The sequence below is a fragment of the Bacillus sp. 22446 genome (assembly GCF_052044955.1).
Taxonomy (GTDB): domain Bacteria; phylum Bacillota; class Bacilli; order Bacillales; family Bacillaceae; genus Bacillus; species Bacillus altitudinis.
This window is the reverse complement of sequence record NZ_JBQEOD010000003.1, coordinates 457,167-474,378: the sequence shown is the minus strand read 5'-3', so window position 1 is coordinate 474,378 and position 17,212 is coordinate 457,167. Positions and strand designations below refer to the sequence as shown.

19 protein-coding genes are annotated in these 17,212 nt (G+C 41.6%); 11 read left to right on the top strand and 8 right to left on the bottom strand.

The window, feature by feature from the left end; translation table 11 throughout:
• Positions 1-7: 7 nt before the first annotated feature.
• Positions 8-2,395, bottom strand: a complete 2,388-nt coding sequence (locus tag ACTJJD_RS09655; RefSeq protein ID WP_178929905.1) for a 3-hydroxyacyl-CoA dehydrogenase/enoyl-CoA hydratase family protein — start codon at positions 2,393-2,395, stop codon at positions 8-10.
• 199 nt (positions 2,396-2,594) lie between these two features.
• Between ACTJJD_RS09655 and ACTJJD_RS09650 the strand changes: the two genes are divergently transcribed.
• The 3 genes from ACTJJD_RS09650 to ACTJJD_RS09640 are packed head-to-tail and all read left to right on the top strand — an operon-like array spanning position 2,595 to position 3,354.
• Complete coding sequence (locus ACTJJD_RS09650) at positions 2,595-2,732, top strand: YuzL family protein (protein ID WP_008347049.1); 138 nt, start codon at positions 2,595-2,597, stop codon at positions 2,730-2,732.
• Between the two features lie 10 nt (positions 2,733-2,742).
• Positions 2,743-2,994, top strand: a complete 252-nt coding sequence (locus ACTJJD_RS09645; RefSeq protein WP_060698253.1) for a hypothetical protein — start codon at positions 2,743-2,745, stop codon at positions 2,992-2,994.
• A 12-nt stretch (positions 2,995-3,006) separates the two neighbouring features.
• Positions 3,007-3,354, top strand: coding sequence for a spore coat protein (locus tag ACTJJD_RS09640; RefSeq protein ID WP_007500333.1), 348 nt, complete (start codon positions 3,007-3,009; stop codon positions 3,352-3,354).
• A 31-nt stretch (positions 3,355-3,385) separates the two neighbouring features.
• Here the strand turns inward: ACTJJD_RS09640 and ACTJJD_RS09635 are convergent, their stop codons facing one another.
• The 3 genes from ACTJJD_RS09635 to ACTJJD_RS09625 all read right to left on the bottom strand — a co-directional run bounded on the left by ACTJJD_RS09635 (position 3,386) and on the right by ACTJJD_RS09625 (position 5,132).
• Positions 3,386-3,637 carry a YusU family protein gene (locus tag ACTJJD_RS09635; protein WP_017359282.1) on the bottom strand — a complete coding sequence of 84 codons (252 nt, stop codon included), beginning with the start codon at positions 3,635-3,637 and terminating at the stop codon, positions 3,386-3,388.
• Positions 3,638-3,709: 72 nt separating this feature from the next.
• The gene (locus tag ACTJJD_RS09630; protein WP_008347057.1) at positions 3,710-4,540 is read right to left on the bottom strand and encodes an ABC transporter ATP-binding protein; all 831 of its coding nucleotides are present in this window, start codon (positions 4,538-4,540) and stop codon (positions 3,710-3,712) included.
• 145 nt (positions 4,541-4,685) lie between these two features.
• Positions 4,686-5,132, bottom strand: coding sequence for a YusW family protein (locus ACTJJD_RS09625; protein ID WP_171465740.1), 447 nt, complete (start codon positions 5,130-5,132; stop codon positions 4,686-4,688).
• Positions 5,133-5,245: 113 nt separating this feature from the next.
• On the opposite strand from ACTJJD_RS09625, the gene ACTJJD_RS09620 reads away from it, so the two are divergent.
• Complete coding sequence (locus ACTJJD_RS09620) at positions 5,246-6,088, top strand: oxidoreductase (RefSeq protein ID WP_242732095.1); 843 nt, start codon at positions 5,246-5,248, stop codon at positions 6,086-6,088.
• Between the two features lie 244 nt (positions 6,089-6,332).
• On the opposite strand, the gene ACTJJD_RS09615 is transcribed toward ACTJJD_RS09620, so the two are convergent.
• Positions 6,333-7,703, bottom strand: a complete 1,371-nt coding sequence (locus tag ACTJJD_RS09615) for a S1C family serine protease (RefSeq protein WP_017359279.1) — start codon at positions 7,701-7,703, stop codon at positions 6,333-6,335.
• Positions 7,704-8,040: 337 nt separating this feature from the next.
• On the opposite strand from ACTJJD_RS09615, the gene ACTJJD_RS09610 reads away from it, so the two are divergent.
• Both ACTJJD_RS09610 and ACTJJD_RS09605 read left to right on the top strand, forming a co-directional pair.
• Entirely contained in the window at positions 8,041-8,715 is a 675-nt protein-coding gene (locus ACTJJD_RS09610; protein ID WP_058213630.1) for a response regulator transcription factor, read from the top strand.
• Entirely contained in the window at positions 8,712-10,043 is a 1,332-nt protein-coding gene (locus ACTJJD_RS09605) for a HAMP domain-containing sensor histidine kinase (RefSeq protein WP_065461027.1), read from the top strand. Before ACTJJD_RS09610 ends, ACTJJD_RS09605 begins: the two co-directional genes overlap by 4 nt.
• A 20-nt stretch (positions 10,044-10,063) precedes the next feature.
• On the opposite strand, the gene spxO is transcribed toward ACTJJD_RS09605, so the two are convergent.
• Positions 10,064-10,228, bottom strand: coding sequence for an anti-adapter protein SpxO (gene spxO / locus ACTJJD_RS09600; protein WP_008347070.1), 165 nt, complete (start codon positions 10,226-10,228; stop codon positions 10,064-10,066).
• Positions 10,229-10,420: 192 nt separating this feature from the next.
• Here spxO and ACTJJD_RS09595 point away from each other — a divergent pair, with 192 nt between their 5' ends.
• On the top strand, positions 10,421-11,299 hold the full coding sequence (locus ACTJJD_RS09595) for a TetR/AcrR family transcriptional regulator (RefSeq protein ID WP_113747005.1): 879 nt from the start codon (positions 10,421-10,423) through the stop codon (positions 11,297-11,299).
• A 119-nt stretch (positions 11,300-11,418) separates the two neighbouring features.
• Here the strand turns inward: ACTJJD_RS09595 and fumC are convergent, their stop codons facing one another.
• Both fumC and ACTJJD_RS09585 read right to left on the bottom strand, forming a co-directional pair.
• Positions 11,419-12,813 carry a class II fumarate hydratase gene (fumC, locus tag ACTJJD_RS09590; protein ID WP_050826600.1) on the bottom strand — a complete coding sequence of 465 codons (1,395 nt, stop codon included), beginning with the start codon at positions 12,811-12,813 and terminating at the stop codon, positions 11,419-11,421.
• Positions 12,814-12,900: 87 nt separating this feature from the next.
• On the bottom strand, positions 12,901-13,068 hold the full coding sequence (locus ACTJJD_RS09585) for a YvzF family protein (RefSeq protein ID WP_003213147.1): 168 nt from the start codon (positions 13,066-13,068) through the stop codon (positions 12,901-12,903).
• 113 nt (positions 13,069-13,181) lie between these two features.
• Here ACTJJD_RS09585 and ACTJJD_RS09580 point away from each other — a divergent pair, with 113 nt between their 5' ends.
• From ACTJJD_RS09580 to ACTJJD_RS09565, 4 genes are read left to right on the top strand one after another with little or no spacing between them, the layout of a single operon-like run.
• A complete protein-coding gene (locus ACTJJD_RS09580; RefSeq protein ID WP_284565182.1) occupies positions 13,182-14,606 on the top strand; it encodes a spore germination protein in 1,425 nt (474 codons plus the stop codon).
• Entirely contained in the window at positions 14,593-15,687 is a 1,095-nt protein-coding gene (locus ACTJJD_RS09575; protein WP_249670067.1) for a GerAB/ArcD/ProY family transporter, read from the top strand. Before ACTJJD_RS09580 ends, ACTJJD_RS09575 begins: the two co-directional genes overlap by 14 nt.
• Positions 15,684-16,805: a Ger(x)C family spore germination protein gene (locus ACTJJD_RS09570; RefSeq protein ID WP_041507750.1), complete on the top strand. Its 1,122-nt coding sequence runs from the start codon at positions 15,684-15,686 to the stop codon at positions 16,803-16,805. The genes ACTJJD_RS09575 and ACTJJD_RS09570 overlap by 4 nt, the downstream gene beginning before the upstream one ends.
• Before the next feature lie 37 nt (positions 16,806-16,842).
• Complete coding sequence (locus tag ACTJJD_RS09565; RefSeq protein WP_007500307.1) at positions 16,843-17,211, top strand: hypothetical protein; 369 nt, start codon at positions 16,843-16,845, stop codon at positions 17,209-17,211.
• Position 17,212: the final 1 nt, after the last annotated feature.

Here is a 17,212-nt window from a genome sequence, read left to right as displayed (position 1 = left end):
CTCCCCCCTAGTTACGTAAAGGTTTTCCTTTAACGAGCATGTGCTGCATGCGTGCCTGAGATTTGACTTCCCCTACAAGACTTAAAAAGGCTTCTCTTTCAAGCTCTAATAAGTATTGTTCATCCACCTCTGTACCAAATGGCAATTTGCCGCCAGAAATGACATGCGCTAGTTTTTTCGCAATGGTCATGTCATGGTCTGAAATGTATCCAGACAATCTCATGTTTTCAGCAGCCAGCACCATTGCTGCGTAGCCTGTTTCCCCCATCACGGGCACCTTTCGCTTCAGAGGTGCACGATAACCCGCTTCATCAAGAGAAAGAACGAGTTGTTTCGCATCATGGATTAAATGATCACCATTCATGCTGATCCGGTCATTCACTCGGAGCATCTTCATATCACGCGCTTCCTCTGCTGATGTAGATACCTTTGCCATCGCAATGGCTTCAAAGGTTTGTAGCGTAGCATCTTGGATCGCAGTTGCTGATGGCTTTTCCGCTCCTTGCAGATGGCGAATATAGAGTTCCTTGTTTCCGCCTCCGCCCGGTATGAGTCCGACCCCCGCTTCGACAAGCCCCATATACGTTTCACTGGACGCTTGGATAGCGGCTGCTGGTAGACAAAGCTCCGTCCCTCCGCCAAGTGTCATACCAAATGGTGCAGCCACAACTGGACGGTCACTATACTTCACCTTCATCATCGCCTGCTGGAACCTGCGAATGACAAAATCAATTTCAAAGAAGTTGTCGTCCTGTGCTTCCATTAAAATTAAGGCGAGATTCGCACCAACACAGAAGTTCTTTCCTTGGTTACCGATGACCAGCCCTTTATAATTCTTTTCCGTTTCATCTACAGCACGATTGATCATATCAATGACATCAAGCCCAATGGCATTACTTTTCGAATGAAATTCAAGCAAGGCAACATCATCCCCGATATCGATCAAGCTTGCACCCGTATTTTTAAAAATGACATCGTGTTTCTTTTTCAATCTAGCTAACGAAATATTCTTGTCGTTTCCCTTTTCCTGTTCATAAGCACCATTCTGATAAAATGCACGGTCTCCTTCGGCATTTTCTTGATAGAACGTGTCATGTCCTTCTGAAAGCATATCTTGCACCCACGACGGGATGCTGTGCCCTTCCGCTTCCATTCGACTGACGGCTTTTTTCACGCCAATCGCATCCCACAGCTCGAACGGACCATGCTGCCAGCCAAATCCCCATTTCATGGCGTTATCGATGGACTGAATATCATCCGCAATGTCGCCTTTTAGATGAGCTGAATAAAGAAGAACAGGTGCGGTCATATTCCAAAGCAATTGCCCAGCACGGCCATCTTGATAAATAAGCGCTTTCAATTTCGCTTTTGTCCCCTTTTGCTGCTTGGCAATGTCAATGCCCGGATCCTTCAGCTTTGTCCGTTCTCCGTATGTGAGTGTGACAGGATCAAGCTCTAAAATGGTCTTTCCGTTTTTTTGATAAAATCCTTGCCCTGCTTTGCTGCCGATCCACCCTTTTTCGAGCATTCTTTCCATAAACTCAGGCAGCTGAAAAATATCTTTTTCCTTTCCTTCTACCTGTTCATACACATTGCGGGCTACATGAGAAAATGTGTCGAGTCCCACCACATCAAGTGTGCGGAAGGTCGCACTTTTCGGTCTGCCAATGAGTGGACCTGTAACAGAATCGACCTCTCCGATCGTGTATTTGTTCTCAAGCATTTCACGCACTGTGACAAGAAGCCCATAAGTGCCAATTCGGTTGGCAATAAAGTTCGGTGTATCTTTTGCTTCGACCACACCCTTGCCAAGTACATCTTCACCAAATGTTTTCATATATGAGAGTACTTCTGGATCTGTTTCTTGAATAGGAATTACTTCTAACAGCTTTAAATAACGAGCTGGGTTAAAAAAGTGAGTGCCTAAAAAGTGGCGTTTAAAATCAGCTGATCGGCCTTCTGCCATTTTTTCAACAGAAATACCGGATGTATTGCTGGATACGATGCTGCCTTCTTTGCGGTGTTCGTCGATGAGAGAGAATACGTGTTGTTTAATGCTGAGCTTTTCAGTGACGACTTCAATGATCCAGTCAGCATCGTGTAATAAGGAAAGGTGATCTGTGAGATTTCCGGGTGTGATGTATGATAGGTTTTTGGCTGAAGTAAGAGGTGCTGGCTTTTGCTTTAACAATTTTTTCATTGCGTCTTGGCTTAATCTATTCCGAACACTAGGGTGATCAAGCGTTAGCTTTTTTGCCGTTTCTTCCTTTGTCAGTTCATGTGGCACAATATCTAGCAATGTTACTGGTATCCCGATATTGGCTAGATGTGCAGCAATGCCTGAGCCCATGACACCTGAACCAATGACAGCCGCCTTGCGAATATGTTTGCCCATAAATATCCCCCTAAACATTTTGAATGAACAGTCATTCATTTTTTGTCCAAAAAAAAGCAATGCCTCTTTCTTTATCTTAAAAGATTTTCCGAAACAGTTCAATAGCAGATTTCAAAAATTTACACATTCTCATGCGTCTTTCTTTACAGCGTATGAATTAAAGACGAGGGGGAATTGTAAGAATGGAGGTGATGTCCACATGTCTCGTTTGCAAAAGAACCCATCAAAAGCAGGCGTAAGTGCTGCAAGTGTGAAAGGAAACGCAGGTCCATCACAAGAAGCAGACCTAGGCGGTAAAAAGACCAGTCAAAATCAGCAATATAAAAAGAAATCGTAAGGAGGAACACATCTTGAACAACCAGCAAATGAATATGCCCCCACAGGTAATTTCAGTAAAGGATTCCTTGTACCTAGAGGATATGCTCAACTGGAATTTGATCGCGATGAAAAAAGCCCACTTTATGGCCGAGCATTGTCAGGATCAAACATTGAAACAAGAACTCAATCAAGTTGGTCAAATGCACCATCAGCATTACACACAAATACTTCAACATTTAGGCAGCTCAGGGCAAGGCCAGTCTTCTGGCTTTATGCAATAGGAGGTAACAGACATGGAACAGCAAAACCAACAAAAAATCGGGAATCCACAAACGCCGGTTCCAACAACGACAAACATGAACGATCGCGACTTTGTCACAGACCTTTTGTCGACTGAAAAATATATGACAAGCGGATATAACACAGCGCTCAATGAATTCAGCCATGAATCTCTTTACCAAGATATTCAGCGAATTGCGCTAGAAACACAAAAAACGCAAAGACATTTATATGATGTCATGTTCAAATATGGCTGGTACTCTGTCGAAGCCGCTGACCAGCAGAAGCTACAGCAGGCACATCAAAAGTTCCAGCAAACACTGACAGATCAATCACCGTACGGATCATCACCCATGTCATAAAGAAAAACTGCCAGCTCATACTGGCAGTTTTTTAACGGTCTTTATTGGCACGATGAGCTTCATTTAATTGCTTGATCCGCTGAATCGTTTCTTTGATGTCTTCTTTTGCCTCTGGATACGTGTCATTAAAATGCTTGGCTAAAGGCGGCATGCTTTTGGCAATATGAGAATAGATGATCCACTGCGAGACATCTCTTTTCAGTTCCTCATTCGTTTCACCAAGCAGCAGCTCTGTATATTTATCAAGCAGGCCTTCGAGCTTTTCATCTAATTCATTTCCCATTTGTATTCCGCTCCTTTTTTCAGAAAAAAGCCTGACTCTGCGTGTAACAGATGTCAGGCTTTTCACATACGATTATCTTGCAGCAAGAAATGTCTCAGCTTGTGCCTGTTGGACAATACAGCGTCCTCTGCCGTGCGGAATACATAACGGTGTTCCGAATAAAGGATCTGTTGTTACTTGGCAGTTCATATCAAAGACATTTTTCACAAGATCACAGTTAATGACAGTTTCCGGTCTTCCTTCTGCATAAATTGACTTGTCTTTAATGGCCACAAGGTGATGCGCATATCTGCAAGCGAGATTGAGGTCATGCAGAACCATGACAATCGTGCGCTGCTCTTTTTCATTTAAATCAAAAAGAAGATCCAGGATTTCAATTTGGTGCGTCATGTCTAAATACGTTGTTGGCTCATCTAATAGAATAATATCCGTCTCCTGTGCCAATGTCATCGCAATCCATGCACGCTGCCTTTGTCCACCTGATAATGAATCAACCGTTCGATCAGCAAGGTCTTCCATCTTCGTTGACTTCAGTGCGCGATTTACCGCTTCTTCATCTTGCTTTGACCATTGCTTCAGCCAATTCTGATAAGGATATCGCCCTTGCTTGACGAGTTGATGTACCGTTAACCCTTCTGGCGCTTCCGGTCCTTGCGGAAGAATGGCGAGCTGTTTCGCCACTTCCTTTGTTGGTAATTTGGCAATGGAATGACCTTCAAGCAGGACAGAACCACCCATTGGCTTCATGAGACGGGCCAAAGAGCGAAGTAGCGTGGATTTACCGCATCCATTGCTGCCAATAAATACTGTGATTTCACCCTTAGGGATTGACACATTTAGTTCGTCTATGATCATTGTTTCTCCGTAGCCTAAGCTTAAACCTTCAGTAGAAATGGCACTCATTCCGCTCAAACGCTCCTTTTCTCATCCAAATTTTTTATATTGAATATCGTCTATGTAGACGTCAAAGATCACTTATCTCAATTTAGTGTATCAGATTTAAGTGATCTTGAAAATCATTTTCAATTAAAAAATGAGAAAGTCTCGTTTACTTTTTCTTTTCGAATGCACGTTTTGTCCCATCTTCGAGCTTGATATCGACTCGTATCCGCTGATAATCATCATCTAAATTAAAAGCAGATAATAATTCATTGACATATGTTTCATTCAGCTTTGCACTAGGAATCGACATATCATTGAGCTTCATCTTCATTTCACGTAAAGCTTCTTCCCCTTCATAGCGGACACCATTCATATGATCTCGAATGAGTGCTTCTTCTCTTCCACCAGCTTGACGATAGGTAGCTTCATATAATTCGCTTTTTTGTCCATATTGTACATGCAATTGCAAATGCTGAAATGGCAGTTCCTTCATTTGAACAGCTGACAGACTTTCAGCTTCTGCTTCATGTGGATGTTGTATTGGTTCGATTGAACGACAGCCAGACAGCATAAAGAACAGCACTCCTAGCAGTCCCGCCTTCTTCCAGCACATCATGTATTTCCTCCTATTTCATAGCATCGTTTTTTATTCTTCTCCAAGCCCCTTTTCGTTATTCAATAAAACAGCAGACTATGATAGATTAAAACAAAAAGGGGAACCGGATGATGAATAAAACAGCCATTGTGACTGGTGCCAACAGCGGTTTTGGAAAGCTCATCACACTGCGTCTCGCTCAGCAAGGGTACACTGTGATTGCTGGCGTAAGACAGGAAACCAATGCGAAAAAGCTTGCCGAAGAAGTAAAGAACGCCGCTTTATCCGAATCGATACATATTGAAGCATTAGATGTGACAGATACACAGTCCATTCAAGCATTTCAAAAAAGGCTTAATGCCTATGCTCCCATTCACCTGCTTGTGAACAATGCGGGAACAGCCTATGCTGGTTTTGCTGAAGAGGTGCCTGTTGATCAGTACCGTGAGCAATTTGAAGTGAATGTCTTTGGTGTGATGGAAATGACACAAGCAGTCCTTCCGTTGATGACGAGCGGTGCAAAAATATTGAATATGAGCAGTATTAGCGGACTCATGGGAATGCCCGCACTCTCTCCATATGTATCGTCAAAGTTTGCGCTAGAGGGCTATACAGAGAGTTTGCGAATTGAGCTGGCTGCGTTTGGCATTCAAGCCGCTTTGATTGAGCCGGGTTCTTTCCAAACGAACATTTGGAACACCTCCATGAATGAGCAAATGACACCACCCGCAGCAGGTTCTAAATACACAGCTATTTATCAAAACATGATGTCCTATATAGAGGCGCAAAAAAACAACTATGGAGATCCAGGCGAAGTTGCAGAGCTTGTGGTTTCGCTTGCAGAGAAGAAGCGGCTAAAGAAGCTAAGGTATCTTGTCGGGAAAGGTGTTCGGCTTTCATTCATAGCAAAGCAGCTCCTGCCTTGGAATGTATGGGAAAACATTATTTTACGGACACTATCTTCAAAAAAATAGACACAAAAAAACAGGTGGATCGATTATCCACCTGTCAGCGTGTAGACAAACCCTCGCATTCGTTGTCAGTCCTGCGCGCTGGTGCTCACGAATGTCAAATTCGCTCCGCGCCAGTACTCGTCCTTCCTAGACTGCAAAGGCTTTCTATCACGCTGAAAAAAAGAAGACAAAGGGCTAAAATAAAGTTCATTTTAGCCCTTTGTCAACAATCTAACAGGTGGATCGTTTATCCACCTGTTTTCTTTTATTCGTTATCAGACTGCCCAAGGGTAATATCAAGATTTTTGTTCTTTCCATCACGAATGACAGTCATTGTCGTTTTATCGCCAATTTTTGTTTCTTTATAAAGGATTTCTTTCAGCTGTGAGCTGTTCGCCACATCTTTTCCTTTGAACTTGATGATGACATCTCCAGACTTCAAGCCTGCTTTTTGTGCAGGAGATCCTTTTGAAACATCTTTTACATAGATGCCTTTACCGATTTGTTTATCAAATAGGCCAAGTGTATTTTCCTGATACGTTTCAGGCACTTGCTCAAGGTCAATCATTTGTACGCCAAGGTAAGGACGTTCGACTTTTCCATTTTTTAATAGCTGATCTACGATCGGTTTGACATCGTTACTTGGGATCGCAAATCCGAGTGATTCTACTCCGCTTTCGCTAATTTTCAAGCTGTTGATGCCGATGACTTGACCGTCTGTATTGATCAGCGGACCGCCACTGTTTCCAGGGTTAATGGCTGCATCTGTTTGAAGCACATTCATCTCAACAGTTCCAGATGATGTATTGGCTTCAACGGTACGATCGAGACCACTAATAATCCCTTCTGTTACTGTACCAGAGAACTGCGCACCGAGCGGGTTCCCGATTGCAATGACTTTGTCTCCAGCACGAAGCTTAGAAGAATCTCCAAAGCTTGCAACTTTATCAATGCCGTCAGCATTTATTTCCACGACAGCTAAATCTGTCATTACGTCACTGCCGACAAGCTTCGCATCTTTTGTTTTTCCATCGTATAGTGTGACCTTTAATTTATTGGCACCCTCGACTACATGGTTATTTGTGATAATGTATGCTTTTTTGCCATCTTTTTTGAAGATGACACCAGAACCCGTTCCAGCTTCTGCTTCAGTTGAATCACCGCTAAGACCGAACGAGTTTTGTGTAGATTGATAGTTTGAGACCCCTACAATCGTCGGCTCTAAATCTTCTACCATATCAGCAACATTCGTCGCATTGGTGATTTGTTTTGTTGAGAAATTTTCAGATGAAGCCGGTTCGCTTGATGCTGTTTGGGTTTGAGTGTTTGCCGCTGTATCTTGTGACTGCGGTAAAAGCGGTGTAATGCCAAGCACAAGACCGCCACCAATAATCCCTCCAAGAATCGGACTCAGCCATGCAGCCTTCCGTTTTTTCTCCTTTTTAGACGAACGGTCATCAATCACTTGAGGAGACCCGTTTGACACCCTCTCCTGAGAGGCAGATGCTTCGTTTTCATGGTGGTGAAAAACGAGTTCTTTCTCTTTTTCTGGTTCTTCTATTTGTTTCTCATTCTCTTGATGTGCGTGTTCTTGATCATTCATCTTTTTCTCTTCATCTTCTCTTCGGAAATCCATCGCTTGCACTCCTTTGCATCATTTTCATGAAATGCTTCATTCATATGTCTAGACAGGACTCATGTCCTCTTAATGGCAATATCATTGAAAAATTCTTTATGACAATATGTCAAATTATATAATACTTATTCATAGAAAAAAAGCAAGGTGCGCACATTGGTGAAAAGCACCTATTCATTAGCCTTTTGTCTATGCCCTTTTTTCCCTTGAGCTTATCATAAACAAACATTATGGGATAATGATGAGAAGAATATGTGAAATTGTGAAAAAAGCGTGTGATTGTTGACATGCCGCCTTTGTATCCCGTTATAATGACGTTGAGAGGATGTGGAAGACTTTGTCGTACACCATTTATTTAGTTGAAGATGAGCAGAATTTAAATGAACTGTTGACCAAATATTTAGAGAGTGAAAATTGGAATGTTTCCTCTTTTTTAACCGGAGAAGCGGCACGCAAAGCAATGAACAAGCCCCCGCATCTATGGATTTTAGATATTATGCTGCCTGATACAGACGGCTACACACTCATTAAAGAAATCAAAGCAGCCTCGCCTGACGTACCGGTTATTTTTATTTCGGCACGTGATGCAGATATTGATCGTGTGCTTGGCTTAGAACTTGGGAGCAGTGATTATATTGCGAAACCCTTTCTCCCGCGCGAGCTGATCATCCGCGTGCAAAAGCTGCTGGAGCTTGTATATAAAAACAGTGACACACCGCAGCAAAGCGTCACACCCGTTTCTTCCTATATCATTCATGAGGACGTAAGAGAGGTGTATGAAGGAGATCAGCTGATTAACTTAACGTCTAAGGAATTTGATTTGCTGCTCTTATTTACCCATCATCAAGGACATGCCTTTTCCCGGGAAGATATCCTCGTCAAGATCTGGGGGCACGATTACTTCGGGACAGATCGTGTGGTCGATGATCTTGTCAGACGGCTGCGCAAAAAAATGCCTGACTTAAAAGTCGAGACCATTTATGGATTTGGCTATAGGATGCTAAAAGGATGAAGAACAAACCGCTCGCTTTTCAAATCTGGGTTGTCATCTCTGGCATTTTACTCACCATCTCGATTGTCCTGATCATTTTATTTTCAAATACATTACGCAGCTTCTTTACGAATGAAATTTATAAAAACATCGAAAACGAGCAGCAAGTGTTAACAGAATACCCTCTGAATCGAGACGGCTCACCAAAGTCGACACCAGAAAACCGCTCGGTTCAGCACATTCTGATTCCGTCAGATGAATTAAATCAAATGGCTCAGTTTTTCCCGCATGCCTTTATTGAAAAAGTGCAGTCCTTTGTTAAAAAACAAAAAAGCGCAACAAAACGCTATTCTGAAGAAGTGAATGGCCAGCATATCTTTTTTGTGATCAAAAAAGTCTCAACAGGCAATACACAATATATTCTCTTGTCATATGCACCCGATTCTTATCGAGATGACTTGTCTTTTACGCTGTTTAAACAGCTGATATTCATCTTAGGAACGGTTATTTTACTAAGCTGGATTCCATCGATTTGGCTCGCCCGCTACTTATCACGTCCAATTGTTGCGTTTGAAAAGCACGTCAAGCGCATTGCACAAGAAGACTGGGACGATCCTGTGATTGTTGACCGGCAAGATGAAATCGGCAAGCTGGGGCATACGATTGAAGAAATGAGACAAAAGCTCATTCAAAAGGATGAAACAGAACGAACACTTTTGCAAAATATATCACACGACTTAAAAACACCTGTGATGGTCATCCGCGGTTATACGCAGTCTATTAAAGATGGAATTTTTCCTAAAGGAGATCTTGAACAAACGGTGGAAGTGATTGAAGGCGAAGCGGAAAAGCTTGAGAAGAAAATCAAAGATTTGCTGTATTTAACAAAGCTTGATTATTTATCAAAACAACATCCGGCGCATTCTCCCTTCCTTGTTAGTAATACAATGCTGGAAGTGGTTGACCGTTTACGCTGGTCGAAAAATGAATTGCAGTGGAACGTGGACTTAGATGATGAGGCTGCACTTGAAGGCGATCCAGAACAATGGAGCAAATTATTTGAAAATGTATTAGAAAATCAACTTCGCTACGCAAAAAATAAAATTGACATTCATATGAAGCAGGAAGAGGATCAAATCCGCATCGTTATTCGTAATGATGGTCCTCCAATTGAAGAACACATGCTATCCAGCCTATACGAACCTTTTAGTAAGGGAAAAAAGGGCGAATTCGGCATTGGATTAAGCATTGTCAAACGAATTCTTTCAATGCATCAAGCGTCCATATCAATTGAAAATGATGAACTAGGTGTACGCTATACGATCACTGTTCCAAAGAAGAGGCTGTAGGTTTTAAACCGCAGTCTTTTTTAGATGAATGAATACCCATTGAAATCACGGTATGTGGCTTTGATTTTCTTGCCAGCTTGATACATCCATTTCTTTTCAATGGTTGTCTCTTTCGGCATTTTGACTTTTTCTACTTGAATTCCTTTTGCTTTCAAGCGTCTAATCATGTCATCGATTTCTCTCATGGAACATCATCCTTTCACATTTTTTGACCAGTTGGTCACCTTACTTTATAATATAAAGAATTACACTGTAAAAAACAAGTTACAATCTGATTAATTTTTGAAAAGTTTTGTCGTTTATGACCGATAAGTCACATCTCTTTGCGCACGTTTCCTAAGACATTTGTCTCTCGGTAAGAAAGGATGACATTCATATTGAAAAAGAAAGAAAAAATGATCATTGAGGCTGGTATGAAGTTATTTGCCAGCAAAGGCTATAATACAACGTCTGTTCAGGAAATTGCGGATGAATGCCACATGTCAAAGGGTGCGTTTTACCTTTATTTCAAATCGAAGGAAGCACTGCTTATTTCGATCTTGCATTACTATTACGATAAGGTATTTACCCGGATTCATGAGGTTCAAACAGAGGGCGGCACACCAAAAGAAGCCTACCGGAAACAGCTCACTGTCTATTACGATAATATTTTGCAGCAAAAGGATTTTATTAAAATGCAGCTAAGCGACAGGGCGCTCCCATTGAACGAAGAAACGCAGCAGCTTGCAAAGCAAATTCGGCTTGCGACGATTCAGCTGCACATTGATAACATGAAGCAAATGTATGGAGATGCAGCCATTCCTTATATGGCTGATCTTTGTTTAACGATCGAGGGCATGAGTCACGTTTACTTTGAGCTTGCCATTTTATATGATTTTCAGCTGGAAGCAGAGGAGCTTGCCTCAACAATGATTCACCGTATCGATGATCTAATGGGTGGTATGATGAAGCGCAATGACCATCCGCTCATTTCTGTGGACCAAGCAAGCGACTGGTTCGGCCCTATTTATGAACGATCATTTGATCCACTCACAGAATCTCTATTAAAAGAATTAAGAGAACTGGCAGAAGCACATTATGAAGTGAAAGACGAGCCAGATTTATTTGAAGCGCTTGGCATTTTAGAAAACGAGTTAAACAAACAAAAACCAAGACAAGTCATCGTCAAAGGCATGCTTTATCAATTGAAATTATACACACCGCTTCAGTCGGTCTCAGGCTCCTTATTACGCATTCTAAAAGAAGATCATTTATAAAACCCAGGGCTTGCTTGCCATGGGTTTATGATTGTGACAAAAACAAACAATCAAACTTCTTTTCTGTGATTTCAGGGAGTTTCCATTAAAAAAACCAGAGGCACAGAGGCCTCTGGTTTTTATTTTGCTTTCGGTGTCACCATTTCTTCTGGTTTCACAAACTCTTCAAACTGCTCTTCTGTTAATAGCTCTAATTGAAGGGCAGCTTCTTTTAACGTTAAACCTTCTTTGTGCGCAAGCTTCGCAATTTTCGCTGCATTTTCATATCCGATGTGCGGGTTCAGTGCCGTCACAAGCATCAATGAATTATTCAGGTTTTTCTCGATTGTTTCTAGGTTTGGTTCAATTCCAACGGCACACTTGTCATGGAATGAGTTCATGCCGTCAGCAAGCAATTCAACTGACTGCAAGAAGTTATAGATGATGACCGGCTTAAATACGTTCAGCTCGAAGTTTCCTTGGCTTGCGGCAAAACCGATCGTTGCATCATTCCCCATGATTTGTGCGGCAACCATTGTTAAAGCTTCACTTTGAGTTGGGTTGACTTTTCCTGGCATAATGGAGCTGCCTGGCTCATTTTCAGGAATGATCAATTCACCAATTCCGCAGCGAGGACCACTTGCAAGCCATCTCACATCATTGGCAATTTTCATTAAGTCAGCTGCAAGAGCTTTAAGCGCACCGTGTGCATATGTGATTTCATCATGGCTTGTGAGCGCATGGAATTTATTTGGTGAAGAATTGAACGTTTGACCTGTTAACTGGCTGATTTCTTCTGCCACGTATTTGCCAAACTCAGGATGTGCGTTAATTCCTGTCCCAACAGCTGTTCCGCCAATCGCAAGTTCTCTCATTTTTTCAGTAGATTCTAAAATCATTTCTTTTGAACGGTCAAGCATGTACACCCAGCCGCTAATCTCTTGGCCAACTGTAAGTGGTGTTGCATCTTGCAAATGCGTACGGCCAATTTTCACGATTTCTTGGTATGCTTTTGCTTTCTCATCAAGCGTCGCTCTTAACTGGTCAATCGCAGGCAATAGCTTTTTGTACACAGCTAAAACAGCTGCCACGTGCATAGCCGTTGGGAATGTATCATTTGAGCTTTGGCTACGGTTGACATCGTCATTCGGGTGAATGCTGAATTCACTATTTTTATCTTTCAAGTAAGCAGTTGCTCTATTTGCAACGACTTCGTTCATGTTCATGTTACTTTGTGTTCCACTTCCTGTTTGCCATACAACAAGCGGGAAATGCTCGTCATATTTTCCACTGATGATGTCATCACATACAGCAGCAATCGCTTCTGCTTTTTCACTTTCTAAGTTGCCAAGACGTTCGTTGGCAATCGCTGTGCTACGTTTCAAAATTGCAAACGCATTCACAACTTCCTTTGGCATTTTCTCAGAACCGATTTTGAAATTTTCTTTGCTTCGTTGTGTTTGTGCACCCCAGAACTTGTCCTTTGGCACCTTGATTTCGCCCATTGTATCTTTTTCGATTCTAAATTCTGTCATTATGTATCCCTCCATAGCTTCATCACTCAACTCTATTCTATACAAAAAACGAAAATCCTTTAAGCGTTTTCAATTAAAATTTTATCTTTATTTTAATTTTAGTTCAATATAAACACGAACATCTTTGGAATATTTGTATTTCGGATTGGTTTTTCCGTAATCTTTTGACGTATAGGTCACCTCATAATGCTTGTCAAACGACTGTAGAATACGGTCGATCTCCTCTTTTGTTCCTGCTAAACGAATTTGCGCCATCTTCTTTCCTCCAACACCGTGATTCTTTCATATACCACAAAATAATGTAACACAGAATATTGTTTTTTCAAGCAGGTAATGCTAAGAAAAAGAAATTGAGGCGGGTGATCCTTTTGAATCAAACTCCATTGAAAGAGCACTTATACGATAATCTCTCTGTCATTCTCCCTCAGTTAAAGGACATGGATGATTTGATCCATGAGAAAAAAACATTGCCTCATGGACAGGTTGTCTACTATTTATACATTAAAGAAATGAACGAAGCGATGCAGATTCAATCCTTCTTAAAGCTGCTATTGCAAGATCATGCCTCTCTAACAAAAGAGAAGCTAGAATCCAATTTATCGATGATGACTACCCGTACGGTAAAAACCTCTGAAGAACTAGTAGATGCTATTTTCCAAGGACATTGTGTCGTACTGATTAACGGATTTCAACATGCTTATATTTTAGAAACACACGGAACGAAGAAACGCAATTTAGGAGATGCTACGTCTGAAACCGTCGTAAGAGGACCAAAAATTGGTTTCATTGAAGATATCAACACGAACTTAGCTCTCGTCAGACAGCGTTTGAAAAACCCTGATCTCAAAACAGTAGACATGAAAATCGGTGAAAAGAAATACACCCAAGTATCGATCATGTACATTGATGGTATCGTTGAGCCCTCTGTTTTAAAAGAGGTAAAAAAGCGTCTCAAACAAGTCACGATTGATGATATTCAAGACTCTGGCATTCTTGAGGAGCTCATTGAAGACAATGTGTATTCTCCTTTTCCGCAAATTCAAAACACAGAACGGCCTGATAAAGTGGCATCTGCTTTAAACAATGGGCGCGTCGCCATCTTTGTTGATCATTCGCCTTTTATCTTAATTGTGCCTGCTTCCCTTGCGATAATTATGCAGTCACCTGATGATTATTATGAAAGATGGATCGCCGCCTCTCTTATTCGTTTGCTGCGTTTTACGTCCATCTTTCTCACATTGTTTTTATCAGCCATTTATATTGCCCTTGTGTCCTTCCATCAAGGTCTTTTGCCCACAACTTTAGCTATTTCCATCTCAAGCACACGAGAGAATGTCCCCTTTCCTCCTATTGTGGAAGCACTCATCATGGAAATGACCATTGAGCTGCTGCGAGAGGCTGGGTTAAGGCTTCCTAATCCACTTGGACAAACAATCGGACTTGTGGGCGGTGTTGTCATTGGGCAGGCAGCCGTACAAGCCCATATCGTTAGCTCCATTATGGTCATTATTGTTAGCGTCATTGCACTTGCATCCTTTACCTTTCCTCAATATGGAATGGGGATATCATTTCGTGTCCTTCGATTTGTATCCATGTTTACTGCAGCTGCATTCGGTTTATATGGACTTGTCCTGTTTATGCTCGTCTTACTCACTCATTTGACAAGACAAAAAAGCTTTGGCACCCCATATTTTTCACCAGATTTTGTTTTCAGTTATAAAAATGAGGACAATTCCATCATCAGATTGCCTTTGAAAAATCAAAAGAAAGGGGAACGACATGGTCAATCATAAAGAGTCGATCACAAGCTATCAGGCAAGTGCCATTATCGCCAATACCACGCTAGGCGCAAGTATGATGATTCTGCCAAGATCAATGGCTCAAGCTGCGCAAACACCTGACGGCTGGATTGCACTCTTACTCATGAGTGTGATATACATTGTGTTCATTTTTGTCAATGTGCTCATGATGAAAAAGGTTTCCTTTTCTTCCTACTATGACTATACAAAAGAAGGGCTTGGGAAATGGATTGGCTCACTTGCCAACCTGTTGATTATTATTTACTTTCTCGGCGTTGCCAGCTATGAAGTACGGGCTATGTCTGAGATGGTGAAATTCTTTCTACTTCAAAACACACCTGTAGCGGTGACGATGATCAGCTTTATTTTGGTTGGTTTTTACCTTGTGATTGGGGGGATTGGTGATTTTGCCCGACTGTGCCCTTTTTTTCTGATTGTCACACTCATCATCTTATTTGTAGCCTACGGACTTAGTGTACAAGAGTTTAAGCTCGATAACCTACGGCCAGTTTTAGGAGAGGGCATTTCCCCTGTTTTCAATTCCTTGAATGCTTCGGCCATTTCGTTTGTCGGCATTGAAATGATGCTTTTCATGCCTGCCTATATGAATACGCAAAAACACACTTTTGCATATGGCTCCATCGGCTTTTTGATTCCTGCGATCATCTATATTTTCACCTATATTCTTGTGGTTGGTGCGCTCACGGTGAAAGAAACGGCGACTCTGACGTGGCCGACCATTGCCTTATTTCAATCATTTGATATTCAGGGGATTTTTATTGAACGGATTGAATCCTTTTTGCTGATTGTTTGGCTTGTCCAGCTTTATACGAGCTTTGTAGGATATACGTTTTTTGCTACGATAGGAGTCATCAAATTGACTAAATTCCCTAAAAAAATCGCGCTCGCCTTGATGGGCATTGTGATCTTCTTTGCCGCTCTTTTCCCAAAAGATGTTGATACGGTCCGAGACTATTTAACCTACGTAAACAACTTGTTCTTTCTTCTATTTGGTATACTCCCGTTTCTTTTATTTATCATCGTATTTTTCAAAAGGAGGCGGAAAACAGCATGAAAAAGAAAGCGGTTCTTGCGCTCTTCTCACTGATTCTATTATGCGGGTGCTGGGATAGTACAAATATCGAGGAGCTCAACATGGCAATTGGATTTGCTGTAGATAAAGGAGATGACGGACATAAATTGAAGCTGTCTATGCAGGTGCTCGTTCCGCAAAAAATTGAGCAAGAATCAAGCGTGAAAGATCCGACGAAGATTATTGAGACAAGCGGTGATTCCATACACCAAATTTTTCGTACAACGGCCCTAAAAACACACCGCATTTTTGCTCAGCAGCTGAGGGTTTATTTGTTTTCTCAAGACCTTATCAATGAAAATAATTTCGATTTGGTCATCAATCAATTCATTCGGGACAATGAAACACGAAGAGGAAGCCTTGTCTTTATGGCCTCTGAGAAGCCTGGAGATATGCTGAAAATCAATGACGACGGCCAGCCTGCCGCTTCCACCTTATACGATATTTCTTCGAATACAAAAACGACCATTCGTATGTTCAAGCCCGTTTCCTTAGGAGATATTTCTTCTGCTATGCAAAACAACGTATCCTTTGCCATTCCGAAAGTCAGTGTCAGTCAGGGCAAATTAATGCTGGATGGTGCCTCGATTATTCAGAACAAACGATTTCTCACCAACATCTCTCCTTTAGCGGTGCAGTCCTACAACCTGCTGACTGGAGATGCAACAGGCGGAGTGATTGAATTCCAATATGAACATAGCATTTATTCTTTTGAGATCTTTAAAATCAAACACAACATTGACACCCATAAAACTGCCAGTGGCAAATATGAATTTGATGTATCAGTGGAGCTTGATGGAAGATTGTCTGAGGATTGGAATGAACGGGAAAATTCATTTAATGAAAAATACCTCCAAGAAATTGAGAAAGTCGTGGCACATCGACTTGAGGAAAATGTAAAAGATTTTATCGGGGAATTACAGCATGAGATCAAAGCAGATATTTGTGGATTTTATCAAAAAGCGAGTATTGCCTATCCGAAGGAATTCCGAAAAGAAGCAAAACATTGGGATGACATTTTCAGTGAATCGGATATTCGTTACAAGGTAAATGTGAAAATCCGTGACTTCGGGACTAAGGGCGCAACACAATCCTTATAGAGTATGTTAAAATGGTAAGAAAAAAAGGGTGTCAATCATGAAACGAGCTTTACTTTCGGCCGGCATTCTATTTTTGATTCTAGGAATACTCCTGTTAGTCGTGGTATTCATGCAATCAAAAGAAGATTTCTTCATTGAAGCCGACAGCTTTTCAAGCACATTTTTGATCGTGATTTATTATGGACAAACCCCTGCGCTCCTTCTGATTGGAGGCGGTTTATTTGTTGGACTTTCACAGATCATTGATTTGCAAGAGAAAAAAGCGGCAGTGGCAAAGGAAAGCGTCAAACTGCTTTCCGAGATGAAGAAAACCCTGGAAGACAAATCGGCCGAGGAGCAGGAGGCTTTTCCAGTTCCTGAGCTCCATCAACTATCCGAACGTCCAATCACAGGACAGAAGGACTAAT